21 protein-coding genes are annotated in these 25,369 nt (G+C 68.6%); 11 read left to right on the top strand and 10 right to left on the bottom strand.

Annotated features, from left to right (window positions below):
- Nucleotides 1-2 precede the first annotated feature (2 nt).
- Complete coding sequence (locus tag AB0H49_RS07350) at nt 3-659, top strand: hypothetical protein (protein ID WP_357248345.1); 657 nt, start codon at nt 3-5, stop codon at nt 657-659.
- 31 nt (nt 660-690) lie between these two features.
- Here AB0H49_RS07350 and AB0H49_RS07345 read toward each other — a convergent pair whose 3' ends face one another.
- The 6 genes from AB0H49_RS07345 to AB0H49_RS07320 all read right to left on the bottom strand — a co-directional run bounded on the left by AB0H49_RS07345 (nt 691) and on the right by AB0H49_RS07320 (nt 9,959).
- A complete protein-coding gene (locus tag AB0H49_RS07345; RefSeq protein WP_354999805.1) occupies nt 691-834 on the bottom strand; it encodes a hypothetical protein in 144 nt (47 codons plus the stop codon).
- Between the two features lie 150 nt (nt 835-984).
- Nucleotides 985-1,914, bottom strand: coding sequence for a sensor histidine kinase (locus tag AB0H49_RS07340; protein WP_354999804.1), 930 nt, complete (start codon nt 1,912-1,914; stop codon nt 985-987).
- Nucleotides 1,911-2,267, bottom strand: coding sequence for an STAS domain-containing protein (locus AB0H49_RS07335; RefSeq protein WP_357248341.1), 357 nt, complete (start codon nt 2,265-2,267; stop codon nt 1,911-1,913). Before AB0H49_RS07335 ends, AB0H49_RS07340 begins: the two co-directional genes overlap by 4 nt.
- Nucleotides 2,268-2,397: 130 nt before the next feature.
- On the bottom strand, nt 2,398-4,773 hold the full coding sequence (locus tag AB0H49_RS07330; protein ID WP_357248338.1) for a SpoIIE family protein phosphatase: 2,376 nt from the start codon (nt 4,771-4,773) through the stop codon (nt 2,398-2,400).
- Entirely contained in the window at nt 4,773-9,302 is a 4,530-nt protein-coding gene (locus AB0H49_RS07325) for a HAMP domain-containing protein (RefSeq protein WP_357248335.1), read from the bottom strand. Before AB0H49_RS07325 ends, AB0H49_RS07330 begins: the two co-directional genes overlap by 1 nt.
- Nucleotides 9,303-9,638: 336 nt before the next feature.
- Nucleotides 9,639-9,959 (bottom strand): helix-turn-helix transcriptional regulator, encoded by a 321-nt coding sequence (locus AB0H49_RS07320; RefSeq protein WP_354999800.1) that lies wholly within the window; start codon nt 9,957-9,959, stop codon nt 9,639-9,641.
- 855 nt (nt 9,960-10,814) lie between these two features.
- On the opposite strand from AB0H49_RS07320, the gene AB0H49_RS07315 reads away from it, so the two are divergent.
- From AB0H49_RS07315 to AB0H49_RS07305, 3 genes are all read left to right on the top strand, one after another.
- Nucleotides 10,815-11,030 (top strand): hypothetical protein, encoded by a 216-nt coding sequence (locus tag AB0H49_RS07315; protein WP_354999798.1) that lies wholly within the window; start codon nt 10,815-10,817, stop codon nt 11,028-11,030.
- A gap of 111 nt (nt 11,031-11,141) precedes the next feature.
- The gene (locus AB0H49_RS07310; protein WP_357248330.1) at nt 11,142-11,375 is read left to right on the top strand and encodes a hypothetical protein; all 234 of its coding nucleotides are present in this window, start codon (nt 11,142-11,144) and stop codon (nt 11,373-11,375) included.
- 104 nt (nt 11,376-11,479) lie between these two features.
- The gene (locus AB0H49_RS07305) at nt 11,480-12,832 is read left to right on the top strand and encodes an aminotransferase class I/II-fold pyridoxal phosphate-dependent enzyme (protein ID WP_357248327.1); all 1,353 of its coding nucleotides are present in this window, start codon (nt 11,480-11,482) and stop codon (nt 12,830-12,832) included.
- 43 nt (nt 12,833-12,875) lie between these two features.
- Here AB0H49_RS07305 and AB0H49_RS07300 read toward each other — a convergent pair whose 3' ends face one another.
- From AB0H49_RS07300 to AB0H49_RS07290, 3 genes are read right to left on the bottom strand one after another with little or no spacing between them, the layout of a single operon-like run.
- Nucleotides 12,876-13,844: an LLM class flavin-dependent oxidoreductase gene (locus AB0H49_RS07300; RefSeq protein ID WP_357248324.1), complete on the bottom strand. Its 969-nt coding sequence runs from the start codon at nt 13,842-13,844 to the stop codon at nt 12,876-12,878.
- Nucleotides 13,841-15,145: an NtaA/DmoA family FMN-dependent monooxygenase gene (locus AB0H49_RS07295; RefSeq protein WP_357248321.1), complete on the bottom strand. Its 1,305-nt coding sequence runs from the start codon at nt 15,143-15,145 to the stop codon at nt 13,841-13,843. Before AB0H49_RS07295 ends, AB0H49_RS07300 begins: the two co-directional genes overlap by 4 nt.
- A 16-nt stretch (nt 15,146-15,161) precedes the next feature.
- Nucleotides 15,162-16,016 (bottom strand): rhodanese-like domain-containing protein, encoded by an 855-nt coding sequence (locus AB0H49_RS07290; RefSeq protein ID WP_357248318.1) that lies wholly within the window; start codon nt 16,014-16,016, stop codon nt 15,162-15,164.
- A 172-nt stretch (nt 16,017-16,188) separates the two neighbouring features.
- On the opposite strand from AB0H49_RS07290, the gene AB0H49_RS07285 reads away from it, so the two are divergent.
- From AB0H49_RS07285 to AB0H49_RS07255, 7 genes are read left to right on the top strand one after another with little or no spacing between them, the layout of a single operon-like run.
- Complete coding sequence (locus tag AB0H49_RS07285) at nt 16,189-17,058, top strand: rhodanese-like domain-containing protein (RefSeq protein WP_357248315.1); 870 nt, start codon at nt 16,189-16,191, stop codon at nt 17,056-17,058.
- A complete protein-coding gene (locus AB0H49_RS07280; RefSeq protein ID WP_357248312.1) occupies nt 17,055-18,002 on the top strand; it encodes an ABC transporter permease in 948 nt (315 codons plus the stop codon). Before AB0H49_RS07285 ends, AB0H49_RS07280 begins: the two co-directional genes overlap by 4 nt.
- On the top strand, nt 17,999-18,853 hold the full coding sequence (locus tag AB0H49_RS07275; RefSeq protein WP_357248309.1) for an ABC transporter permease: 855 nt from the start codon (nt 17,999-18,001) through the stop codon (nt 18,851-18,853). The genes AB0H49_RS07280 and AB0H49_RS07275 overlap by 4 nt, the downstream gene beginning before the upstream one ends.
- On the top strand, nt 18,850-20,451 hold the full coding sequence (locus tag AB0H49_RS07270) for an ABC transporter ATP-binding protein (RefSeq protein ID WP_357248306.1): 1,602 nt from the start codon (nt 18,850-18,852) through the stop codon (nt 20,449-20,451). The genes AB0H49_RS07275 and AB0H49_RS07270 overlap by 4 nt, the downstream gene beginning before the upstream one ends.
- Nucleotides 20,444-22,147 (top strand): ABC transporter substrate-binding protein, encoded by a 1,704-nt coding sequence (locus AB0H49_RS07265; RefSeq protein ID WP_357248303.1) that lies wholly within the window; start codon nt 20,444-20,446, stop codon nt 22,145-22,147. The genes AB0H49_RS07270 and AB0H49_RS07265 overlap by 8 nt, the downstream gene beginning before the upstream one ends.
- 40 nt (nt 22,148-22,187) lie before the next feature.
- Nucleotides 22,188-23,183 (top strand): AfsA-related hotdog domain-containing protein, encoded by a 996-nt coding sequence (locus tag AB0H49_RS07260; protein WP_354999787.1) that lies wholly within the window; start codon nt 22,188-22,190, stop codon nt 23,181-23,183.
- Nucleotides 23,180-23,833: an HAD family phosphatase gene (locus AB0H49_RS07255; RefSeq protein ID WP_357248300.1), complete on the top strand. Its 654-nt coding sequence runs from the start codon at nt 23,180-23,182 to the stop codon at nt 23,831-23,833. Before AB0H49_RS07260 ends, AB0H49_RS07255 begins: the two co-directional genes overlap by 4 nt.
- Nucleotides 23,834-23,841: 8 nt before the next feature.
- Here AB0H49_RS07255 and AB0H49_RS07250 read toward each other — a convergent pair whose 3' ends face one another.
- On the bottom strand, nt 23,842-25,257 hold the full coding sequence (locus AB0H49_RS07250) for an FAD-dependent monooxygenase (protein WP_357248297.1): 1,416 nt from the start codon (nt 25,255-25,257) through the stop codon (nt 23,842-23,844).
- Nucleotides 25,258-25,369 lie beyond the last annotated feature (112 nt).

Here is a 25,369-nt window from a genome sequence, read left to right as displayed (position 1 = left end):
CCATGACGGGGACGAGCATCAGTCTCGATCGAGCGCTCGAGATCACCAGGACCGGTGACATCTGGCTGTTTCGTGGCCATTCGGCAGCCGACCGTGCGATTCGCATGACGACGAACAGCCCGGTCAACCATGTCGGCATGTCGGTCGTGCTCGACGATCTGCCCGCGCTGATCTGGCACGCCGAGCTGGGCCGATCACTGCCCGACATGTGGACCGGCGTCGCGCACCGCGGCGTCCAGTTGCACAACCTGCGCGACGCGGTACTGGTGTGGGCGCACCGCTACGGTCAGCAAGCCTGGTTGCGCCAATTGAACCTTCCGGCGACCAAAGAGATGGAAGACAGCTTGCTGCGCACCATCGCCCGACTCGACGGAACCCCCTTCCCTTCCACCGCCGGTCTCGCCGGACGCTGGCTACGCGGCCGAGTGCGGCTCCCCCGACGCCGATCGAACCGAGCGGCCGCCAAGGAGCTGGAAAGCGCGTACTGCGCGGAGATCGTGGCCGCGACCTACCAATCGATGGGACTGCTGTCGCAACACCGAAGCCCCAACTGGTACGACCCCGGACGGTTCTGGAGCGGTGACGGACTGGAGCTCGGTGGCGGCTACGAACTGGGTGGCGAAATAGCCGTGCAGATACCCGCCGGACCGGACTCCTGACGACCGCACACGACTGCGATGCAGGGTGTCCCTATCGACTCGGCTGAACCGCCGCCGCCGGATGCGGCGCGCTGCGCAGCTCCCACCAGCAGGCGAGCAAGATGGCGGAGTACGCGGCGGTGACCGCCGCGAACGGTAGCCCGACCACGATCATCAACAGCGGCAGCAGCGACATCAGCGTTCCCCTTCGTCGATCGACAAGCCGTCCCGAGCTCGTTCACGTCGCTGTGCACCGCAGCCCCCGGCCGGATGCGGCAGTACCCAGAACCGCGGCGTTGTCACGCATTTCGATCGAACACAGCGCATGAGATCGGAAGGCGCGGGGTCAGAGACCGAGATAGAACCGAATCGTCGTGCCGTCGCCACCGGTGTGCACGCGCACCAGATCCGCCATGTAGTGGACCAGAATCAGCCCCCGGCCGCCGACCTGTCCAGGCTGCGGTGGCCTGCGACCGGCCAGCGGATCGGTCAGCCGCCCGCCATCACGAACCTCGCACACCAGCTGCCCTTGCTCGGCCCAGATCGCACAGGTCCCGCTGCCGCCGCCGTGCACCACGCTGTTGGTCGTCAGCTCGCCGACCGCGAGCTCGGCATCCTGCAACCGCTCGCCCCGCAAGCCCAGCCTCCCGGCCTGCTCGACGGCGAAGTGCCGGACAGCCCGAAGCTCGTCCACGCCGAAGGGAAAGACGGCGGCATCCGGCGCGGTCGGCAGCGACTGGTTGTAGCGGGCCACGATCGCCTGCCAGTCGTAGACATCGCTGGCCGCCTCGCGACCGTCGCTGATGAGGGTGGGGTGGGTGATACGGGCGTCGGCCAGCACACCCGCGTCCAGCCGGACCTCGTCGTAAGGGCACAGGATCGTCACCGCCCGGCCTTCGAAGGCCGCGTTGATCAACGCCTCGTGCTGCGCGCACGCGGGGTACTCCACCGCGCTGCGTCCGGCCCAGATCGGCTCGCCGATGATGCGCACCCGTCCTTCGGGGTGCGCGTCGGCGAAGCCCCTGAGCACCTTGGGAATGATCCGCCCCGGATTGCGACCGGCCTCGGTCATGTCCAGGAACAAGATGCCCTCGGCGTCCGCGCCCAAGCCGTTCCTGATCAGTTCCAGGTTGGGGCCGGGTACCGCGACTGCCATCGGCTCGCCCGCCGCCATGCCCTCCCGCAGGAACGACACCGTCTGCTGGGTGTACTCCTGTTCTGTGCGGTAGAACAGGGCAGGATGTTCGAACGCCTCGCTTGCGGCCACTGCGCTCATCGCGGCGTCACCTCGATTCGGTTCAGGTTCGGCCAGAACATCTCCAGTACCCGCGGCAGCGACGGCGGTGGGGATTCCACCACCACCCGCCCGGCGGGCAAGCGCATCGCGGTCACCGCGAGCACCGTCGCCCCGGATACATCGATGTAGGCCACATCCGACAGCTCGATATAGGAGACATCCGTGTGGCAACGGGCCAGCTCGGCCAAGGCGTCTTCCCAGGACGAGCAAGTGACCGCGGTGATCTCGCCGGAAGCGCGTAGTCCGGGGCGATCCGGTAGCGCGCTCACTTCCAGCTCCGTCGTTCCGGACAGCGCTCCATCGGAGTCACCCACCGCGAGTGGGGCATCCACCTTCGGACTCCTTCGACACCGTCGGCCGCCTGCTGGCCGTCGCAGCCAGGACCAGCGGAAGGACGACCCTTCCAGCGGCACAGTGTATCCGGGTGGGTCAGGCGGCAGACATTCCCATACCCCAGGACGATCAGGCGCTGTCGCGCCCGGCGCCATGGCTCACGTGGATACCGACCACGCAGGTGTCGTCGTCGGTGTTGGCGTCGCTGCCGTCGAGCAGGTGGTCCAGACGATCGTCCAGGGTTCCGGTGAACTCCGCCGAGATCGCGAGCAGTCGTTCCACGCAGTCGTCCAAGTACCGGTCGCGGCGCTCGATGAGACCGTCGGTGTAGAGCAGGAGGGTGTCGTCCGGTTCCAGCTGGAGTTCGGCTTCCTCGTAGACCGCCTCCGCCACCGCGCCGAGGATCATGCCCTTGATGGTGGGCAGGGTCGAGGCGTGGCCCGCGCGGATGAGCACCGGCGGGAGGTGTCCCGCGCGGGCCCAGCGCAGCACCTGTGTCTGCGGGTCGTAGAGGCCGCAGACGGCGGTGGCGAAGATGTTGTCGGTCAGGTGGTGAGCGACCAGATTCAGCCACGTCAGCATCTGGCCCGGCCCGGCGCCCGTGGCGGCGAGACCGCGCAGAGCGTTGCGCAGCACCACCATGCCGGTGGCCGCCGCGATGCCGTGGCCGGTGATGTCGCCGACCGAGACCAGAATCTTCTTGGACGGCAACACGATCGCGTCGTACCAATCGCCGCCGACCAGGTGGTCTTGCTCGGTCGGCTGGTAGCGCACCGCGATCCGCAGACCGAAGGCCTCGGTGGACGGCTGCGCGTCGGGCATGATCGCCTGCTGGAGTTGCCGTGCGAGGCGGCTCTGCTCGGCGGCGTGCTCCTCGGTGTGCGTGAGCCGATCGCGCGTGGCCGACAGCGCGATCTCGGTCCAGTGTTGCGACGAGATGTCCTGGTAGGCGCCGCGAATGGCGAGCAGGTGCCCGGCCGCATCGGCCACCGGTTCGGCGATGATCCTGATGTGCCGGATCACACCGTCCGGCCGGATCAGGCGGAACGCCGTGGAAGCCGGACGGCGATAGCGCAGCAGGGTCCGCAGAAACCGTCGCACCGCTTCGGTGTCGGCCTCGTCGACGTGACCTGGCAGCTGCGCCAGCGGGATGGGATCCGCCGTCGGCGCCAGCCCGTGCAGGGCGAAAAGCTGGTCGCTCCAGGTGATTTCGCCGGTGGCCGCGTTCTCCTCGAACCCGCCGACCCGGCCGAGACGCTGGGCGTGCTGCAACAGCGCCGCCAGCCGCGCCGCCTCGTCCTCCACCCGCCAGACCATCAGCACGGCGTCGCCGTGCCTGCTGATACTCAGCGCCGCCGAGACCGTCAGCGGTACCTGGTCGACCAGTTCGGTCAGCGTCACCCGCTCGGCTCGGTAGGTCTCGCCGGTCGCGAAGACGTGCTCGATCCGTTCGAACAGCCGTCCCTCGCTCGCGGCCATCGGGTACGACTCGAGCAGCAACGTGCCCCTGATCAGGCCGCGGGCGCGACCGGCCGGGTCGACGAAGCAGGTGTTGACGTGGTGGACGCGGAAATCGGCGAGCGCGCCGTCGTCGTCGAGGTGGGGCAGCAGCACCAGCGCGGGGTCGAACAGGCCGTCGGACAGCCGCACCAGATCCGCGACGTCGGGCCGGTCCGACGCGTGCACCGCGGCCAGGTCCGATTCCAAAGTGTGCGCGCACAACTCGGCGAGCGCTTCCAGCTGCCGGTGCACCTGGGGCGGCTGTGGCTCGAGCGGCTGCGGCCAGCACACCTCGAGCACGCCGAGCAGTTTGCCGCCCGCACCCACCGGGATCGCCGCCCGCCCGCCGCCGCGGTGGCCGATCGACGGCAGACCGGCCTCGCTCAGGTTCTCGATCCACTGCGCGGCGCGGTTCACCAGCGCCTGCCGCGCCGGGGTGGCCAGACCGGGCGGCACATAGCGCCACCGCTGGGCCTCGTGCGGGCCGATCCCGGCGAAAGCCACCAGCGTCAGCGACGCGTCGGTCCCGGCAGCCCAGATCGCCACGGCCGTGGCGCCCAGCGGCGCGACGGCGTGCTCGAGCACCGACTCCGCCACGCGCTGGGTGTCGCCCGCCGCGAGCAACCCGCTCTCGGCGGTGCGCAGTCGCACGGCCGCCGTCGGCTCGCTCGGGGTGGCGGTGCTCAGCAGGAACTGGCCCACCGCCGCGCTGACTTTGTCCTGCGCCGCCTGGTTGACCAGGTCGGCGGCCAGTTCCAGTGTCGTGACGCCCGCCTGTTCGGACAGGGTGTCCAGCTGGCGCGCCGCCTGCGCGGGCCCGCACCGAAGCCGTTCGATCAGAACGCCTTTGGCCATCTCGATCAGCGCCCGACCGTCGGCGGTGGCGTGGGCCCGCTGGACCTCCTTGCGCAGCCGCTCCACGGTGGCAGCGAGGCGGGTGACGGTGGGCTGCTCGGCCGGACGACCGTCCTGGATCACGGAGTCGCTGATGTCCGATTCGGTCATCAGGCACGCAGCCAGTGCTGAATGCGGGCGAGCAAGGCGTCCGCGTCGACGGGCTTGGTGACGTAGTCGTTGGCGCCCGACGCGAGGCTCTTGTCCCGATCGCCGAGCATGGCCTTGGCCGTCACCGCGATGATCGGCAGGTTCGCGTACTGCGGCATCTCGCGGATCGCCGCGGTCGCGGTGTAGCCGTCCATCTCCGGCATCATCACGTCCATCAGGATCAGATCCGTCTCGGGGTGGGCGAGCAGCTTGTCGATGCCCTCGCGCCCGTTCTCGGCGTGCAGCACGCCGATGCCGTGCAGTTCGAGAATGCTGCTGAGCGCGAACAGGTTACGGGCGTCGTCGTCGACGATGAGCACGGTGCGTCCGGCGAGTTCGCCGACCGGCTGCCGCGGCGCGGCGGCCGGTGTCTCCTCGCGGCGCACGAGGGCCAGCACGTCGCCGGGCGCTTCCGCGCTGACGTGCAACGCGATTCGCTCACGCAGTTCGTCGAGGCTGGACAGCAGCTCCAGCGGTTGGCGCGAGATGCGTTCGTGCAGCAGGCGTTCCTGCTCGGCGTCGAGCCTGCGGTTGTGGGCGAGCACCGGGACGCTGCTCAGCGCGGCGTCTCCGTCCATCGTCTCCAGGAACAGCAGCGCGGCGCCGTCGGGCATGTCCAATTCCAGCACCACGCAGTGGAAGGCCTCGGCGGCCATCGCCGCCGCCGCTTCCTCCACGCCGTTGGCGCTGACGATCTGGACGGGACCGCGCGGATCGTTGCCCGCGGCGAGGTCGGCCACCGCGGTCTGCGCGACCAGCGACAGCAGGCCCTCCGGGCGTTCCTCCACGACCAGCAGCCTGCGCTGCTGCTGCGGCGTCGCGGCGCTCGGCGTGTAGTCGGAGCGGCTGTCGTCTTGCCGCGTGTCCTCGCGGTCGTGGTAGGGCGCCTCCTGGAAGTCCGGGCGGGCGACCGGGAGGTACAGGGTGAACGTGCTGCCCTGGTCGAGCGCGCTGTCCGCGGTGATCGCGCCGCCGAGCAGGTAGGCGATCTCCCGGCTGATCGACAGGCCGAGCCCGGTGCCGCCGTACTTGCGGCTGGTCGTCCCGTCGGCTTGCTGGAACGCGCCGAAGATCGACTCCAGTTGGTGCGCGGCGATGCCGATGCCGGTGTCGATCACCCGGAACGCGAGGGCCGGGCCGTGCCTGCGCACGGCGGCGGGCAGTTCCCGCGCCTCCGACGGCTCGATGCGCAACTCGACCGATCCGGTCTCGGTGAACTTCACCGCGTTGGACAACAGATTGCCGAGCACCTGCCGCAACCGCGAATCGTCGGTGACCAAATCGAGGGGCAGGCCGGGCGCGGTGGTGATGCGGAACCCGAGACTCTTCTGCGTCGTCATCGGCCGGAAGGTGGCCTCGACGTAGTCCAGCAGTTTGCGCAGCGGCACGCGCTCGGGCGTGATGTCCATCTTGCCCGCCTCGACCTTGGACAGATCGAGGATGTCGTTGATCAGCTGCAGCAGATCCGAACCCGCCGAGTGAATGATGCCCGCGTACTCGACCTGCTTGGGCGTGAGGTTGCGGGTCGGGTTCTGGGCAAGCAGCTGAGCGAGGATCAGCAGGCTGTTCAGCGGCGTGCGCAGCTCGTGGCTCATATTGGCCAGAAACTCCGACTTGTACTTCGACGCGAGCGCGAGCTGCTGGGCGTGGGTCTCGAGCTCCTGCCTGGCCTGCTCGATCTCGAGGTTCTTTGCCTCGATGTCGCGGTTCTGCCTGGCCAGCAGCGCCGCCTTCTCCTCCATCTCGGCGTTGGACGACTGGAGTTCTTCCTGACGGACCTGCAGCTCTTCCGAACGGGCTTGCAGTTCGGTGGTCAGGCGCTGGGATTCGACGAGCAATTCGTCGGTGCGGGCGTTGGCGATGATGGTGTTGACGTTGACGCCGACCGTCTCCATCAGCTGGTCGAGGAAGTCCCGGTGGATGCGGGTGAAGCGGTGCAGTGAGGCCAGCTCGATGACGCCGAGCACTTGGTCCTCCACCCCGATCGGCAGGACGAGCAGGTTGACCGGCGCCGTCCGCCCCAGCCCGGAGGAGATGGTGACGTAGTCCCCTGGCACGTCGTCGACCGCGATCGTGCGGCGGCTGCGCGCGGCCTGACCGACCAGCGACTGACCGAAGGTGAACCGTGTCTCCCCGCCCGGCTCCTCCGGGCTTCCGTAGGAGCTGATCAATCGCAGCTCCGGCCGCTCGGCGGTGTCGTCGGCCAGGTAGAACGCGCCGAACTGCGCCGAGACCAGCGGCGCGAGCTCGTCCATGATCAACTCGGCCACCACGTGCAGATCGCGCTGGCCTTGCATGAGGCTGGAGATGCGAGCCAGGTTGGTCTTGAGCCAGTCCTGGTCCTGGTTGGCCTTGGTGGTCTCACGCAGCGACTCCACCATCGAGTTGATGTTGTCCTTGAGCTCCGCGACCTCGCCGGACGCCTCGACGGTGATGGATCGGGTCAGATCGCCCTCCGCGACGGCGCTGGTGACCTCCGCGATGGCGCGCACCTGGCGGGTCAGGTTGCCCGCGAGCTCGTTGACGTTCTCGGTCAGCCGCTTCCAGGTGCCCGAGACGCCCTCGACCTCGGCCTGTCCACCCAACCGGCCCTGCGACCCGACCTCGCGGGCGACGCGGGTGACCTCGGCGGCGAACGCCGAGAGCTGGTCGACCATCGTGTTGATCGTGGTCTTCAGCTCGAGGATCTCCCCGCGCGCGTCCACGTCGATCTTGCGGGTCAGATCGCCTTGGGCGACCGCGGTGGTCACCTGGGCGATGTTGCGGACCTGGTTGGTCAGGTTGTTCGCCATGGAGTTGACGTTGTCGGTCAGGTCCTTCCACGTGCCCGCCACGTTCGGCACGCGAGCCTGACCGCCGAGCATGCCCTCGGTGCCGACCTCGCGGGCGACGCGGGTGACCTCGTCGGCGAACGCCGACAGCGTGTCGACCATCGTGTTGATCACGCCGGCGAGCGCCGCGACCTCGCCCTTGGCCTCCACGGTGATCTTCTGGCTCAGGTCGCCGCGCGCCACCGCCGTGGCGACCTGCGCGATCGAGCGCACCTGGTTGGTCAGGTTGGAGGCCATGACGTTGACGTTGTCGGTCAGGTCCTTCCAGGTGCCCGACGCGCCGCGCACCGTCGCCTGGCCGCCGAGGTTGCCCTCGGTGCCGACCTCGCGGGCGACGCGGGTGACCTCGTCGGCGAACGAGGAGAGCTGATCGACCATCGTGTTGATGGTCTCCTTGAGCTCGAGGATCTCCCCACGCGCGTCGACCCGGATCTTCTGGGTCAGGTCGCCGCCCGCGACGGCGGTGGTGACCTGAGCGATCGAACGCACCTGCGCGGTGAGGTTGTCGGCCATGACGTTGACCGACTCGGTGAGGTCCTTCCAGGTTCCGGAGACGCCCTTGACGTCGGCCTGCCCACCCAACCGTCCCTCGGTGCCCACCTCGCGGGAGACGCGGGTGACCTCGTCGGCGAAGGACGACAGCTGGTCGACCATCGTGTTGATGGTGTTCTTGAGTTCGAGGATCTCCCCGCGCGCGTCGACCCGGATCTTCTGAGTGAGGTCGCCGCCCGCGACCGCGGTGGCGACCTGAGCGATCGAACGCACCTGCGCGGTCAGGTTGCCCGCCATGAAGTTCACCGAGTCGGTGAGGTCACGCCAGGTTCCGGAGACGCCTTTGACGTCGGCCTGACCGCCGAGGATGCCTTCGGTGCCCACCTCGCGGGAGACGCGGGTGACCTCGTCGGCGAAGGACGACAGCTGGTCGACCATCGTGTTGATGGTGTTCTTCAGCTCGAGGATCTCCCCGCGGGCGGTCACCGTGATCTTCTGACTCAGGTCGCCGCGCGCCACCGCGGTGGTCACTTGCGCGATGTTGCGGACCTGGTCGGTCAGATTGCCCGCCATGAAGTTCACCGAGTCGGTGAGGTCGCGCCACACGCCGCCGACGCCGGGGACCTCGGCCTGGCCGCCCAACTGGCCCTCCGAGCCCACTTCCCTTGCCACGCGGGTGACTTCGTCGGCGAAGGAGGACAGCTGGTCGACCATCGTGTTGACCGTGTTCTTCAGCTCGAGGATCTCCCCGCGCGCGTCCACGTCGATCTTCTGCGACAGGTCGCCCTGCGCCACGGCGGTGGCGACCTGGGCGATGTCGCGCACCTGGCTGGTCAGGTTGCCCGCCATGGCGTTCACCGAGTCGGTGAGGTCCTTCCAGGTGCCGGACACGCCAGGCACTTCGGCCTGTCCACCGAGCCGCCCGTCCGTGCCGACCTCGCGCGCGACGCGGGTGACCTCGGAGGTGAACAGCGAGAGCTGGTCCACCATGCCGTTGAACACCATCGCGATCTCGCCGAGCAGCCCGTCGGCGTCGGTGGGCAACTGGGTGCCGAAATCGCCGTCGCGCACCGCCGTCAATCCGGCCAGTAGTTGGCGCAGCTCGACTTGTTCGGTGGCCGTAGCAGCCTGCTTCGGGGCGCGGGCCGGTGCCGCGGTATCCGTCATTGCCATCCTCGCTTCGTCCCGATTCGGACCGGATGAGGTCCGACTGGGCACGCCGACCCGCGCGACACCGCACACGGCGGGTCGCTGACGAGCGGCGAGGTGCTGGCTGCTGAACACCCGCCCGGCGGTACTTTACGTCTCCGAGTGCTCGTGGGCGAACCCATTGGCGCACAGCTGATCAGAACCGTCGCTCAGCCGAGGTGGGCGTTTCGAGTTGGCGCGCCACGGGTCTCGGACAGCGGCGATGTCCGGCGTCGGCCGAGTGGTGGCTGCGCACGGCGAGCCGAAGAAGAGGTCCAGTCGTGCGATCAGAGCGTCCGACGGGTGCCCGGGTGGTTATCGCCCGGGATCGCGGCGCGCGCCGGTGCGCAGGCGGTCATTGTCCGCGTGCAGTTCGGCGTTGGCGTCTTCGAGGTCGAGGATGCGGCCGATACCCGCCAGGTTGATGCCTTCGGCGACCAACGCGGCGATGCGGTGCAGCCGGGTGAGGTCGTCGCCGCTGTAGCGGCGGGTGCCGCCATCGCTGCGGGCCGGGGTGATCAGCCCATGGCGTTCGTAGAGGCGCAGTGTCTGCACACCGACGCCTGCCAGATCGGCGGCGACCGAGATCGCGTACACCGCGCGCGCGGGATCGGGCTGCTGAGGTGGGCGAATCATCCTGCTCCTCGATACTGCTTCATACTTCTCAGATTTTCTATCGTAGTCTCTTGCATAGAACTTTCGATAGTGCTATAAAAAATCTGCACTCGCTGACATAGATATCCGCAGCCGACTACCGAGAACACAGTTGGTTGGAGGTTTGGAGGTGACGATCATGCTGACGCATACCGATCCCTTCCTCGATCTGGACCGCTTGGGGCAGCAGGTGTTCGGCACAGCAGCTCACCCAGCGGCGAGACCGATCAACGCCTGACCCGCCGAACCGGATTCGCTTCGAATCGGAGTAGCGCCATGCACCCCATGGAAGCCTTCGGCGTCCGCGAACCGCTCGACACGCGGCTGTCGGTACTCGACCCCGACCTCGAACCGCTGTTCGCCGAGGTAGACGACATCTTGCGCGAAGCACTCGCGCCACGACCGGTCCCGGTGTTGCCGAAGCTGCGCACCCGTGCGCCACGGCGGCCGACCGACCTCGACCGCGATCGGCGGGCACCGAGGCTGACCGGACGGGCGCCGCCGAGAATGCGCGCGACCCAACGCGGCCCTCCGCGCCCGACCAGACCCATCCGGTTCATCTCGAACAGTGAAAGCGAGGTGATGACATAGCAAAGTACCGAAAGGTCCGCGGCGGTGATGTCGTCGATCCTCCGGCGACCAGGCGCATTCGAACACTCCGTACGACTGGATAATTCGCGCACCGCCACACCCGTGGCAAGGCCGGACCTCACGGCCACCGCCGACCGCGGACCAACCTCTCGCACAGTCACGTCTTCCTTCACCGGGACGGGCCCGGAGCGATCACCAGGGCCCGTCCCACTCTGTCCGAGCGCACACGACGTCAGGAGGTTGGCCATGACCACGATCCCCGCCCGCGACGACGCCGATTACGCCGATCAGCGCACCCTCGTCCACGACGCCGACCGCCACATCGGCCTCGACACCCGCGCCCTGCATCCGCTCGCCGAACGCGTCCGCGCCGCCTTCGACGCCGCCGACACCACCGACCGGATCGAGCAATCCGTCCGCATCCCGCTACCCGATGAAGACGAATACCCCCTCGCCTACTGACACCACCACCATCGAGTCCCCGGCTGGCACCACGGCACCGCGCCCGTAGACCCGCACCCTGCGGCAGTCGATACTCCAGCGACACCGCGGCAGCGGAATCACCGAACACCCATGGCACTCCACCACATCCCCCAACACGCACTCGCTCTGCTCACCGGGCTCGCCCTGCTCGCCGCCCTCGGCGCCGCGCCGATCACCCTGCTCCTGCTGACCGCCACCCTCGGCTGCGCAATCCTCGCCGCCGTCCTGCGAGAACCACGCTCGACCACGCGACCACACGATTGCACCGGGCCCGGCCTCGTCACCCGCGATCGGGGAAAGACCGAAGACCAGCCCGCACGGTGACCATCCGACCTAGGCGGATACATATATCGAGCTACCGGGAACAAAACCGTTCACCTGAACACATATAGTCGTCATACTGAGGAAATACGACGAGTGGAGTGTCAGTGACGGAGCCGGGTTCTGCGCTGCTGGTGCGGGCGTTGGAGGCGAACGCGTCGCATACCTCCGAGTCGGTGCGGGCGGTGACCGCCCAGCTGATCCGTGAGGGCGCACTCGCCGCGGGTGCGCGCTTGCCGACGATCAGGGAGCTCGCGCAGCATTGCGGGCTGAGCACCCGCACGGTCGTCGCCGCCTGGGGCGAGTTGCGCAAGGAAGGCCTGATCGCCACCAACCGCCGCGGTGGCACGGTGGTGGCCGCACGCCACGAGATACCCGCGGGCCGGGCGCTCGCGGACCGGGATCTGCTGACGGGCAGTCCCGATTACGCTCTGCAACCGGATCTGGCGCCCGCGATGCTGGCCGGGTTGCATACCGATCGGCTCAACCGTCCCGGACGCGACTACATCACCGATCGGCTGCGCGACGCGGTGGTCGACGGCTGGCCTTTCGCGGCCGAGGCGTTCGTCGCGGCGGGTGGCGGTTCCGAGGGGCTGTTTCTCGCCGTGGACGCCGCCGCGCCCGCGGGCTCGCTCGTCGCGGTCGAAGAGCCGGTGATGCCGGGCTTTCTCGACACCCTGGCGGACGTCGGATACGAGGTGGTCGGCATCGAATCCGACGAGCAAGGGGCCCTTGCGGATTCGCTGGCCTCGGCGCTTCGGCGGGAACCATCGGTGGTGGTCCTCCAGCCGGAGGGCGGATACGCCGCGTGCGGGGCGCTGTCAGAGGAAAGGGCGGCGGAACTTGCCGAGGTGTTGTCGGCGGCGAAGTCGATGCCGTGGATCGTCGAGGACGACGCGGTGGGGCCGCTGGCCCGCACCCAGGCGCCGTCGCTCGGGCGTTTCTTTCCCGGGCGCAGCGTCCGAGTGCGCAGCTATTGCAAGGCCTACGGAATGGATATCCGGACCTGCGTCATCGGCGGGAGCGCGGCGCTGGTCGATCGAGCCATTCGCGCCCGGGTGCACGGTATCGCCGCCAACAGCCGAATCCTGCAGAACGCGTTGGCGCACTTGATCGACGACCGCGAGACGGCCGCGTTGATCGACACCGCGCGCCGGCGCTATGCGGCCAGGCGGGCGAGCTTGCTGTCGGCCTCGAGCGAGCACGGCGTCACCGCACGGTCCGGCGTCAACAGCCTGGTGGTCTGGGTGGAGGTCGCCGACGAGCACGGTGCGCTGCTCCGGTTGGCGCGGCACGGGATCGTCGTCGGGTCGGGCGCGAAATCGCATGTCACCCCGCCCCGGCCGGGCGCGGTGCGGGTGGCGGTGCCGCAGTTGCCCGATGACGCCGCCGCCATCGCCGAACTCGCCCGGCTGCTCGCCGAAGCCGCTGGAGCCGCGAACCGAGAGTTCTTGGACTGACGGGGCGATCACCGGACCGACAGCGGCTCGAGCCGGGGAGAGATCACGAGGTCGGCAGCGCGGTCAGGTGCGGGGCGATCTCGGCGCTGACGCGGTGCAGGCAGTCGAGATAGCGGGGATGGTCGACCGCGAGCGGGATGTAGAACAACACATCGGAGGCGGCGACACGGTCGGGGTCGGCGCGTAGCCGATCGACGATCTGCCCGGCGGTACCGAAGCGAATCCGGTTGTCCGCCAAGAACCGCCGCCGATCGGATTCGCCGTGCAGTTCCGGATAGAAGGCGGGGCTCGAGCGAATGTCGGTGTCGAGCAAGGCAAGCGCGTCGCCTTCGCTGTCCGCGGGCAGCACCGCCACGCTCGACCCGATCCTCGGAGTGGTTCGGCATTCGGCCAGGTAGGCGTCGACGAGCTCGCCAACGCTGCCACCGGCGCGTGCCTGCGAATTCCCGTGCGGCAGCAGCCCGTCGCCCGCGGCGCCCGCGCGGCGAGCGGTAACGATGTTCCCGGTGGACTGCCAGATCCGGGAGCGCAGTGTTCCCGGTGGTGGGTAGAGGGCGATGTCATCGGTGACGCGGCCGTCGGCGAGTATGCGTTGCAGAGCTGCTACCCGATCGGCGTAGAGCGATTCCCGGTCGGTGTCGGGAACGCCGAATCCGGCGTAGCTGGTGGCGGAATGCCCGAACCCGAGCCCCTTGCCGACGCCGAGTTCGAGTCGTCCGCCGCTCAGCGCGTCGGTGACCGCGGCATCCTCGGCCAAGCGCACCGGATGCTCGAACGGCAGCGCCACCACGCCGGTGCCGAGCCGAATCCTGGTGGTGTGCTGGGCGGCCGCGGCCACGAAAGGGAACACCGAGGGCAGGGCGGCGTGATGCGCCTCGAAATGGCGAGTCGCGAACCAGATCGTGTGGTAGCCGAGTTGTTCGGCGCGCACGCTGATCTCGATGGTGCGCCGGTAGACCTCGGCGGCCGGTGGGCCGCTGCGCAGCTGCACGAACAACGAGGGAGTGGTCACAGCCCGTAATGTCCTCTCAGCGTGGCGGTCTCGTACTCGCTGCGGACGATGCCGCGCCGCCGCAGCAGCGGGACGACGTGGTCGACGAAATCGGCCAGCCCGCCGGGCAATTCATCGATCATCAGATTGAATCCGTCGCAGGCGCCGGACTCGAACCAGTCCGCGATGAACCCGGCCACCTGATCGGGTCCGCCGACGACCTTCGCGTGCACACTGCCGGAAGCCAGCAGGCGCGCGGCGCCGCGGGTATCGGCTCCGCTGGATCGGACGTATTCGAGCAGCACCGCGCGCTGCCCGCGCGAGCCCGCGTCGGCGTTCTCGTCGGGAATCTTGTCCCACGGGAACGGTGCGTCGAGCTCGAGCACGTCGGGTTCGACACCGAGCCGATCGGCCAGCTGGACCAGCTGGACATCGTCGGGAATGAGGTCGATGAGTTCCCGTTCCCGTTGCCGGGCCGCGGCTTCGGTGTCGGCGAGCACGATGATCAGGCCGGGAAGCAGTTTCACACTGTCGGGGTGACGCCCGGCTGCCTGGGCTCGCGACCGGAGATCAGCGCGGCGCCGGGCCGCCGACGCGGGATCGACGTGCGCGGAGTACACCGCGTCGGCGGTCCTGGCTCCCAGTTCCACACCGTGCGTCGAGGCGCCCGCTTGGATCAGCACCGGCCTGCCATGGGTCAACGGCGGTGTTTTCAACGGTCCGGCTACTCGAAAGAGCTTGCCGTCGTGATCGATCGGCCGCACGATCGCCGGATCGAGGTAACGACCGGTCGCCTTGTCCCCGGCGATCGCGTCGGCGGGCGCCGAATCCCACAGCGCGGTAACCACATCGATGAACTCGGCGGCGCGGGCGTACCGCTCGGATTTCGGCAGCGCCTGATCCATCGAGTAGTTGAGCGCCGCGGCATCGCCGCCGGTGACGACGTAGTTCCAGCCCACCCGTCCGCCCGATACGGCGGACAGTGCCGCGAATGAGCGGGCCAGATTGTAGGGGTCGTTGTAGGACGTCGTCGCGGTGACGATCAGACCGATATGGCTGGTGTGCGCGGCGATGACGGCCTGGGCGACGAAGGGATCGAGCAGCCTGCTCGGCGCATTCCAGTCCTTGGCTTGGAGATCCGGCGAATCGGCGAGGAACACGGCGTCGAGCAGGCCGCGCTCCGCGGTGCGCGCCACGTCGAGATAGTGCTCGATGCCGACGAAATGCGCCGCGGGCTCCGCCGCGCGCCGCCAAGGGCTGCCGATCGCACCGCCGGGTATCAGGTTGGCGTTGAGGATGACATGTCGTGGATGGTCGGCCATTGCGGTCTCCTGGTGATCAGGCTGACGGGATGGGTCGCGGCGTGGCGGATTCGCCACGGACGAGCGGGCGGGCCGGATCACCGGCCCATTGCGACAAACCGCCCGGGTACAAGGCGATCTCGATGCCGAGGGTGGCGAGGACGAAGACTTGCAGGGCCGCGGCCATGGCGCTGCCGCAGTACGTCGCGGCGGTCGTTCCCGCGGTGAGGCCGAGGTCCCGATAGCGGGTACGCAGGCTGTGCTCGTCGCGCAGCAAGCCGCGCTCGTCGAAGTCGTCGAATACCGGTGCGCTGACGGCAGCGGGAATGTGACCGGCGAACTCGCCGTCGCCTCGAAAGTGTTCGCGCGGGCGGGCGTCCAGGAGCACGCCGCGTTCGGGCAGGGCCGCCAGGGCGGCGGTATCGATGACGGGAAGTCCGGCCGGTTGTGCCGTCGCGGTCCCCGGTGCGGCCGGTTCAGCGCCGGAAACGAGGGCGCCCCCGGCTTCGCGCCACGCTCGCAACCCGCCGTCCAGGATCCGGACGTCGGGCAGTCCGGCCCACCTCAGCACCCACCAGGCTCGGGCGGCGGGCACCGCACGGGAGTCGTCGTAGACCACGACCGTGCTGTCGGAATGGATGCCCCAGCGGCGTAGTGCGGCGGTGAGGGTTTCGGTGTCCGGGAGTGGGCGGGCGCCGGAGTACCGGGTGGCGGCGCCCGCCAGATCCGCGTCGATGTCGACGAACCGCGCACCGGGCAGATGCCCGCGCCGGAAACTGGTCCGATCCGGTCCGCCCGCGCCGACCCGCACGTCGAGCAGCACCAGCCGCTTCGGCGGATCGTCACGTAGCCGGCCTGCGGATATGAGATGGGCGGCGCGTTGGCCGGACATCGGGCTCCTTTCGGCGGTTCGGGTGAAGCGCGCTGCCGAGGATATGTATCCCGACGCTCGGAACACATAATTCGAGTCTCTGTGACTTTTTGTGTTCACGGCAGCGTGTTGGCGCTTTTATGTTTTCCCCGCCGGGTCGTCGGACCCGGCGCATTCGAGCGGGAGGGCTGCTGTGGGAGTCGTGACGAGCCGCATCGTCGACGCCGGATGGTTACGGTCCCGTCTGTCGGATCCGGGCGTCGTCGTCATCGAGGTGACAAACACGCCGGGGTTCGAGCCGGACCAGAGCACCATCGCCGATGCGCGCACCGTGTACTGGAAGGATCTGCTCTGGCATCGTTCCCGCCGCGAGTTCGCGTCGGCGCGGGTGCTCGCCGACCGGTTGCACGCGCTGGGCGCGGACGCGACGTCGACGGTGGTCTTCGCGGGCGAGCCGACCCAATTCGCCGCCTACGCGATCTGGGTGGCCGCGGCCGTCGGTGTCGGCGGCGATCTGCGGTACTTGGACGGCGGCTTGCCTGCCTGGCGCGACAGCGATCCGGAGTTCGATCCACGGGCGGCCGTCGCCGGGGCGCATGCGCCCGTCGCCGCACCGCTCCCCCAGCTTCCGCCCCGCCATGACGAACTCGTCGTCGGCCGCGACGAGGTGCGCGCCGCGATCGAATCACCCATCGCGATCGTGGATCTGCGCTCGCCGGAGGAGTATTCGGGCCAGCGCGTCGCGCCGCTCACCGAACCGATCGATCACGGCGCCGAACGGGCCGGGCACATTCCGGGCGCGCTGAGTCTTCCGGTGCAGGATCTGCTCGACGAGCACGGTCTGCTGCGGCCGGTGGCCGAGATTCGCGAGCGCGTCGCGGCACTCGGCATCGAGCGGGCCGAGGAGGTCATCGCCTACTGCAGGCTGTCGCATCGCGCCGCGCTCGGCTGGCTGGTGTTCACCGACCTGCTCGACGATCACCGGGTCCGCGTCTACGACGGTTCCTGGACCGAATGGGGCAGCCTGGTCGGCGCGCCCATCGAGGACGGAGCCGAGCCGTGAATACCTACCGGCACATCGTGTTTCGCCGCATCGCGGGTGTGATCCTGTCCGCGGTGGCGATGATGTGGGCCGCGGTCACGCTGGCTTTCCTCGCGGTGCATATCACCCCGGGAGATCCGGTCACCGCGATCATGGGCGAATCCAGCGACCCGACCCTGCGCGCGCGGATCGAACAGGACTGGGGGCTGGACCGCCCGCTGATCGCGCAGTACGGGCACCATCTCGCGCGGCTGCTGCACGGCGACCTCGGCTATTCGTATGTGCGCGGCGAACCGGTGACCGACATCTTGTTCGGGGAGCGATTGCGCACCAGTGCCCAGCTCGCCGGATTCGCCTTGCTCATCGCGGCCGTGCTCGCGCCGCTGCTGGCCGTCCTCACCGCGGGCAGGCGCGATGTGTTCAGCCGATCTGTCACCACCGCGGAGATCGTGGTGGCCTCGGCGCCGCCCTTCTGGACCGGTCTGATCTTGATCTGGGTCTTCGCCTTCACATTGAAGGTGCTGCCGGTGACCGCGGGAAACGAGTTCCAGCGCTCGATACTTCCCGCCGTCACCCTGGCCCTGCCGATCGCCGCGGTACTGGCGCAGGTTATGCGGGAGGGTATCGAACGCGCGCTCGAGCAGCCGTTCGCGCTCACCGCCCGATCCCGGGGGATCGGCGCCACTCGCCTGCGCCTACGGCACGGACTGCGGCATTCGCTGATACCGGCCGCGACCCTGGCCGGATGGGCCGTGAGCGGGCTGCTCACCGGCACCGTGGTGATCGAGGAGGTCTTCGGCCGGGCGGGGGTCGGACGGGTGACCGTCGAGGCCGTCACCTACTCCGATGTCCCGGTGGTTCTCGGCGTAGCGCTGCTGGCCGCCGCGGTCTACCTGACGGCCACGGTGATCGTCGACATCGCCTGTCTCTGGATTGATCCACGCCTGCAGGAGGCCGCATCATGACGACGACAGCCGCGCTGCGGCAACGGTTTACGGTACCCCTGACGAAACGGCCCGCCGACGTGTGGGTCGCGGCAGCGGTGCTCGCCCTGGCCGTACTCGCCGCGGTCGGGCCCGCGCTGATCGCCTCCGGCGATCCCTTGCAGACCGATTTGGTCGCCGCGCATCGGCCGCCGTCGGTGGCGCACCCGTTCGGTACCGATCAACTCGGCCGCGATGTGTTCACCCGCGTCGTACACGGCGCTCGGTTGTCGCTGTTCATCGGGGTATCGGCGACGGCGCTCGCGGTGCTGATCGGTGTGACGCTCGGCCTGGTGGCCGGTGTCGGCACCGGAGTCGTCGACGCGATCGCCTCGCGCACCTTCGATCTGCTAGGCGCCTTCCCGGAGATTCTGCTCGCCCTGGTGCTCATCACCTTCACCGGCACCGGCACGCCCAATCTGGTCGTCGCGATCGGAATCGCCGCGGCGCCCCGATTCGCGCGGGTGATGCGTGCGGAGACCCGAGCCGTGCGCGGCAGCGAGTACGTCGCGCAGGCGGGACTGCTCACCCGGTCGCGGCCGCGGATCGTGGTCCGCCACATCCTGCCGAACGCGCTGCGGTCGCTTCCGGTCGTGGTCACCCTCGGTCTGGGCACCAGCATTCTCGGTGCCGCGGCATTGAGCTTCCTGGGTTTCGGGCCGAAACCCCCGGAGCCGGAGTGGGGTTCGATGCTCGCCGAGGCGCACGGCGACTTGCGCATCGCGTGGTGGACGGTCGTGTTCCCCGGCGCCGCCATCACCGTCGTCGTCTTGGCGACCACGGTGCTCGGCCGATACGCGGGTCATCGCTTCGAACGAAGGGCACAGCCATGACGCTCACAGCACCATCCGCGAAAGGCGCCGACATCGTGCTGCGAGTGCGCAACCTGCGCGTCGGCTTCGCCGGAAGGGCGGGCGATATCGTCGACGGAGTCGGCTTCGACCTTCGGCGCGGCGAGATCCTGGCGATCGTCGGCGAATCGGGCTCGGGCAAGTCGGTGACCACGCGCAGCCTCGTCGGGCTCGCCGGCGACGGCGCCCGGGTGCGCGCCGACCGATTCGAATTGTTCGGTACCTCGGCGCTGGAACTGACCGAACGGCACTGGCGTGAGATCCGCGGCGCGCGAATCGGTCTGGTACTCCAGGACGCGCTCGTCGCGCTCGACCCGCTGCGCACCATCGCCGACGAGATCGGTGAATCGCTGCGCGCGCTGCCGCGCCATCGACGCGGGACACGGATCGACCAGCTGCTGACCTCGGTCGGTATCGCCGATCCCGAAACGCGCAGGGGCCAGCGGGCATTTCAGCTGTCGGGCGGTCAGCGTCAGCGAGCGCTGATCGCCTCCGCGCTGGCCGGTGATCCGGACATCCTCATCGCCGACGAGCCGACCACGGCGCTCGACGTGACCGTTCAAGCGCAAGTTCTCGATCTGCTGGTTCGGCAGGTCGAGGGCGGTCGGTCGATGATTCTGGTCAGTCACGATCTGGCGGTGGTCGCGTCGGTGGCCGATCGCATCCTGGTGATGAAATCGGGTCGCGTCGTCGAGGCGGGACCGGCCAGGCAGGTGATCGAGAATCCCGAGCACGAGTACACCAGACAACTGATCGCCGCGGTTCCGCACGGCCGGGCCGACGCGCCGCCCCCGCCCTCCGGTGACCCGGTTTTCGCCGCCACCGCGCTGGCCAAGTCGTATCGGGTGCGCGGCCGCACGGTCCCGGCGGTCGCCGATATCGGGTTCGACGTCCAGGCCGGTGAAGTGCTCGGCGTGGTCGGTGAATCCGGTTCAGGAAAGTCGACGGTGGCGAAGATGATCACCGGGATGATCGCGCCCGACGGCGGCGAAATGCGTTTCGGCGGAGCGCCGTTGACGCGCACGACGCGCCTGCCCGGCCGAATCGGCTTGGTGGCACAGGACTCGGTCGGTTCGTTCGACCCCCGCTACCGCGTCGGCGAGATCATCGGCGAGAGCGTCGCACTGCGAGTCGGCAGGCACGATCGCCGCGACGAGGTTCTGCGCCTGTTGGCGGCGGTGCACCTACCCGCCGACAGCATCGACCGCCACCCCCGCGAACTGTCCGGCGGACAACGTCAACGCGTCAACATCGCCAGAGCGCTCGGAAGCGAGCCGAGGTTGGTGGTGTGCGACGAACCGGTCTCGGCGCTCGACATCTCGGTGCAGGCCCAGATTCTCGCGCTCATCGCCGAACTCGCCCGGACCCGCCGGGTCGGCATCGTCTTCATCTCGCACGACCTCGCCGTCATCCGGCAGATCTGTCACCGCGTGCTCGTCCTGCACGACGGCGCGATCGTCGAATCCGGTTCGTCCGACGCAATTTTCACCGCCCCGACTTCCCCGTACACCCGTGCCCTACTCGATTCCGTTCCGCGCCTGGCGGCGCAGGACACCACAGAAAGCTATTCGCTTGCGTAACCGCATCATTCGACTGTTCACCGTGCTGGTCGTCGGCATGGCGTCGGCCGCAGGCGCCTGCGCGTCGGACCCGGAGCCAGGCAGCGGCAACGATGGACCGACATCTCCCCCGCAATCCGGCGGGACCTTCACCATCGCCTTGCCGAACTACCCTCAGCGCGGCCTCAATCCGCACTACGGCGCGGCCTTCGACGCCTCCCAGGTGTTGCGCAACAGCTACGACAGCCTGATCGCCGAGGACCGGAGCGAGCAGTTCCACCCGTGGCTCGCCAAAGAATGGACCGTCTCCCCGGACGGCAGGGTCTACGAATTCGCCCTGCGTGAGGACGTGACCTTCCACAACGGTGAGAAGTTCGACGCGCACGCGGTCAAGGCGAACATCGATCTCCTCCGCAATCCGGACAACCCGTCGTGGACCGTGCTGGGCCTGCTGCAGTACTCGAGCGTCAGCTCGGTCGATGTGCTGGCCCCCTACCAGGTGCGCATCACGCTGAGCACGCCCCGCGCGGACTTCCTGTCCACGCTCGCCGGGCTCAGCGGCGCGATCGTCGCTCCCGGCACCCTGACCGCCGACAAACAGACCCTCACCAGCGGGACCGGGCTGGTCGGTTCGGGACCGTTCATCCTGGACAAGGCGGTCCAAGGCCAAGAGCTCACGTTCCGTAAGAACCCCGACTACCGGTGGGGCCCGGCCACCGCACGGCACCAGGGCGCCGCTTACGTCGACAAGGTCGTCGTCAAGTACATCCCCGAGGCATCCACCCGGGCCGGACTGCTGCGCAGCGGAGAGGTCGACGCGATCGGGACCGTCAAAGCCACCGATATCCCGCTGTTCGACGGCATCGACGGTTTCCAGTACGAGCAGATCGGCTCGGCGGCCGCGCCGACGGTGATCATGCTCAACCTGACCAACGGCCCCACCACGGATGTGCGGGTGCGGCGGGCCATCGCCAAAGGCGTCGACATCGCCGCGGTGGTGGACAGCCTGACCAACGGTTCCCAGCAGCGCGCATGGAGCCTGATCTCGCCCGACAGCGCCTACTACGACGCCAAGTACGAGAACAAAGGCACCGCCGATATCGCCGCCGCCAAGACTCTGCTCGACGAAGCGGGCTGGACCGGCAAGGACGCCGACGGGTACCGCACCGACAGCGCGGGCCGCCGGTTGGCCATCCGCTTGCTCGCCACCGTGCCCACCTATCCCGAGGACGATTTCCTCGAGGCCTGGCAAGCCGAGCTCCGCCAGAACCTCGGTATCCAGGTCGACTTGCAGTTCGTCGAGAACGCCCAGGTCTACGACCTGCTCGCGCGCAACCAGTACGAGGCGTTCCCCCGCCAGGTCGGCGGTCTGGACCTGTCGCTGCAATTCAACCGCGCCTACGGCTCGACCTCGCCGGACCTGAAGTACGGACAGATCGACGGGATCACCATCGGATCCATCGTCGCCGGGTCCAAGCTGGCCGATCCGGAAGTGGATCGGTGGCTCGTCGAATCGACGAAGGCGACCGACCGGAACCAACGCAAGCAGTTGTTCGACCAGATCACCGGCTACCTGCTCGACAAGGCCGTCGCGATACCGCTGTACACCGACCGCAACAGTGTCGCCGCCAGTTTCGCGATCCACAACGTGACCTCGCTGTTCGACCCGCCTCGCAACAGCGTCAATGCCTGGGCATACGACATCGCCGTCCGCTGACCAGTCTGCCGCCACATCACCGCTCCAGGAAGGTTCGATCATGACTGCCGCAACCCAAACCCTGACCTTCGATCGCAATATCCCCCGCGGCATAGTGCACCGGGAATCGATCGCCGAGGTGTTCCTCACCGACGCGCACCCGAGACCGGACGGCGCTGTGTTCGCCGCTCAATTGCCCCGCAATCACTCGTATTTCAGTGATCACCGCGGCACCGCGACCACCTACGATCCGCTCCTGCTCATCGAAGTCTTCCGCCAGGTCGCGATCTACTACGCGCACACCTTCCTCGGGGTCGCCCGCTCGGAGAAGTTCATCTTCGGCTCGGCGGATTTCGCGATCATCGATCCCGACACGCTGCGGATCGGCAGCTGCCCGGGACACTGCGTCGTCGAGGCGCGGGTGGTCGGCGAGAAGCGGCGTGACGATCAGATCATCGGACTCTCCCTCGAGATGGTCGCCGAGATCGAGGGGCACGTGGCGGCCAGGGAGGTGATGGTCTACCAGTGGATGCCCGCTCCGGTGTGGAACCGCATCCGGGTCCGCGGGCGCGAATCGCTGGGTCTGCCTGCGCAACACGTGATTCCGGAGCAGTTGCCGGTGGCGCGGATGCGGCCGGGCTCGATCGGCAGGCACAATCCACGCAACGCCATTCTCGCCAACCCGGTCCTCTCGGGTGACGAATTGACGGCGTTGACCATCATCGACACCAACCATCCCTCACTGTTCGATCACGCCCTCGACCATGTGCCGGGGATGTTGCAGTTCGAGGCGGCCCGGCAGGTCGCGATGGCAGCCGCGAACGCGCTCCTCGGACTGGACACCAGCCGCATGGTGATGCATCGGCTCGGCATCGAATTCAGCAAATTCGGTGAGTTCGAACGGGATACGATCGCCAGGGCCACCGTCGCCGCCGTTCCCGGCAATCTCGGCGGCGCACGAGCCCAGATAAGTCTCGCCCAGGGCGAGGATGTCATCGCCGCGGGCGAAGTGGAGCTGCGGTTCCGCCCCGCCGACGTCTGGACGATGGTCCAGTGAGCGCGGCTCCGTTCGTCTGGTTCGATTTCGGCGGCGTGCTCTCACCGCCGCTCGACGAGCTGTTCCTCCGATACGAGCAGGTCGCGGGCATTCCGGTGGACCTGTTCAAATACGCGATCGCTGAGGTGGGCGCCCAGTACGGGCTCGCGCCGCTTGCCCCGATCGAACTGGCGTTGCTCGATGAACGCGCCTGGGTGGGCAAGCTGCACGCCGTCCTGCGCGCCAAGGCGCCCGAACTCGATCTGTCCCGCAGCGAGCCGGATTTCGGCAGGCAGTGGTTCGCCGGCCATCAGGTCAACGGTGCGGTGCGCGACTTCGCGATCGAGCTCGCCGAGAACGGTACCCGCGTCGGGGTGCTGAGCAACAATGTCGTCGAATGGGAGCCGTACTGGCGCACCATGATCGATCTGGACGATGTGCTGAGCGCGTTGATCGATTCGTGCAAAGTCGGGTTCCGCAAGCCCGATCCGGAGATCTTCGCCCTCGCGGCCGAGCGCGCGGGCGTCGATCCCCGCCAGTGCATCCTGGTCGACGATCTCGCCGAAAATTGTGCGGCGGCACGGGAATCGGGCTGGACGGCGGTGCGATTCCGCGATGCCGGGCAGGCGATCGGCGAGGTGCGTGAGGCGCTGGAGCGATGGCCGGGTTGAGCACCGGCTCACAGGGTGGCGGCGAGGTAGCCGTCCGGCCGGACCAGCGCGGAGGTCCACGCCTGGTCCGGGGTCACCTTGCCGGTCACCACGGCGGCGTCGGCGGGACCGTCCGGTATCGGCGTGTGTTCGTCGGGCCGGATCGCCACGAACCGGCCCTCGCGCAGCAGTTCGGCGAGGGTGCGCTCCCGGCCCCCGGCCTCGGTCACCACCAGATCGTGCTGGAAGCCGCGTTGGAACTGGCCGCTGATGAGCTGGGCGAGGGCATCGTGGATCGCCGGGACCGCGAGCATGGCCACGACCGCATCGCGCAGCTCCGGCGCCCGCGGGTTCATCATCCGCGACTGCAGCACGGTGTTGCCGACCACCGCCGAAGCCACGGCGACGCGTTCGCGCGAATAGTCGTCGAGGATCTCGGACCGGTCGCGTCCGGTGATCACGCGGGCGAGCCGCCAGCCGAGCGCGAACGCGTCCTGCATACCGGTATTGAGGCCTTGGCCGCCGAGCGGGTAGTGACTGTGGGCGGCATCCCCTGCCAACAAGAGTCGTCCGTCCCGAAGGCTGGTGCGGTAACGGCCGTGATCGCTGAACCGGGTGAGGTGACCGACGCCGCTCAGCGCGGGGGCTGCGCCGAGCACGTATTCCAGGCGTTGCCGGTACTCGGCCACGGAGGGTTCCGGGCGGTGGTCGAGGGGACCGCTGAAATCCATCGCGATGATCCGAGCCGGGCCGTACGGGTTCGGGTTGTGCATGGTCCATCCGGTGGGCGTCGGATTCCAGCCCGGCGGGATCTGCCCGGGCATATCCGAGAATGCCAGCCCGGCAAGGGCATTCATGGTCGCGGGATAGACGCGTGCCGGGAAGTCGCCGGTGCGGGCGACGAGGCTGCGGGCGCCGTCGGCGCCGACGACGTATTCGGCGCGGATCCGAAGGAGACCGTCGTGGCCGTCGGCGTCGGCGACCACGACGTCGTCACGGACCTCGAGCGCGGAAACGGTGTGGCCGCGCAGAATCCGCGCGCCGAGGGCGCGGGCGCGTTCCTCGAACGCCGCCTCCAGCCGAGCCTGCGGAATGCCCGCGATCGGAGCGGGCTCGACGCCCGGCGCGCTGATCGTCAGCACGGGCTGGGCCGCGAACTGGAACGGGGTCCGACGTACTCCGTGCGGGTCGCGTCGAATCGTCTCGGGGTCCGTCGACGGGAGGTATCCGCGGCGCGCCAGCAGCGAGAGCGAGCGGGCGTGCACGGTGCCCGCGCGCGGGCGAATGTCGAGCTCGGTGCGGGTTTCGACCACGACGGCCCGGATCTGCTGCAACGCCAGTTCGGCGGCCACCAGCATGCCGACCGGGCCGCCGCCGACCACCAGAACATCGGTCTCGACGACGGAATCGGTAGTGCGCGAGGGGGGCCGGGACGCCGTGGTCATCACATTCTCCTGGGGCGAGGTGGTCGGAGGCCGGTCCGCGACAGCGGTTGTACGAGAACCACCGTAGCTACTAGCATCATAGTAGCTAGCAGTCGGGTAGTACCTGTCGCAC

The sequence above is a fragment of the Nocardia sp. NPDC050713 genome, from assembly GCF_040654315.1.
In the GTDB taxonomy this organism is placed as follows: Bacteria; Actinomycetota; Actinomycetes; order Mycobacteriales; family Mycobacteriaceae; genus Nocardia.
This window is presented reverse-complemented; position numbering and strand designations above follow the sequence as displayed.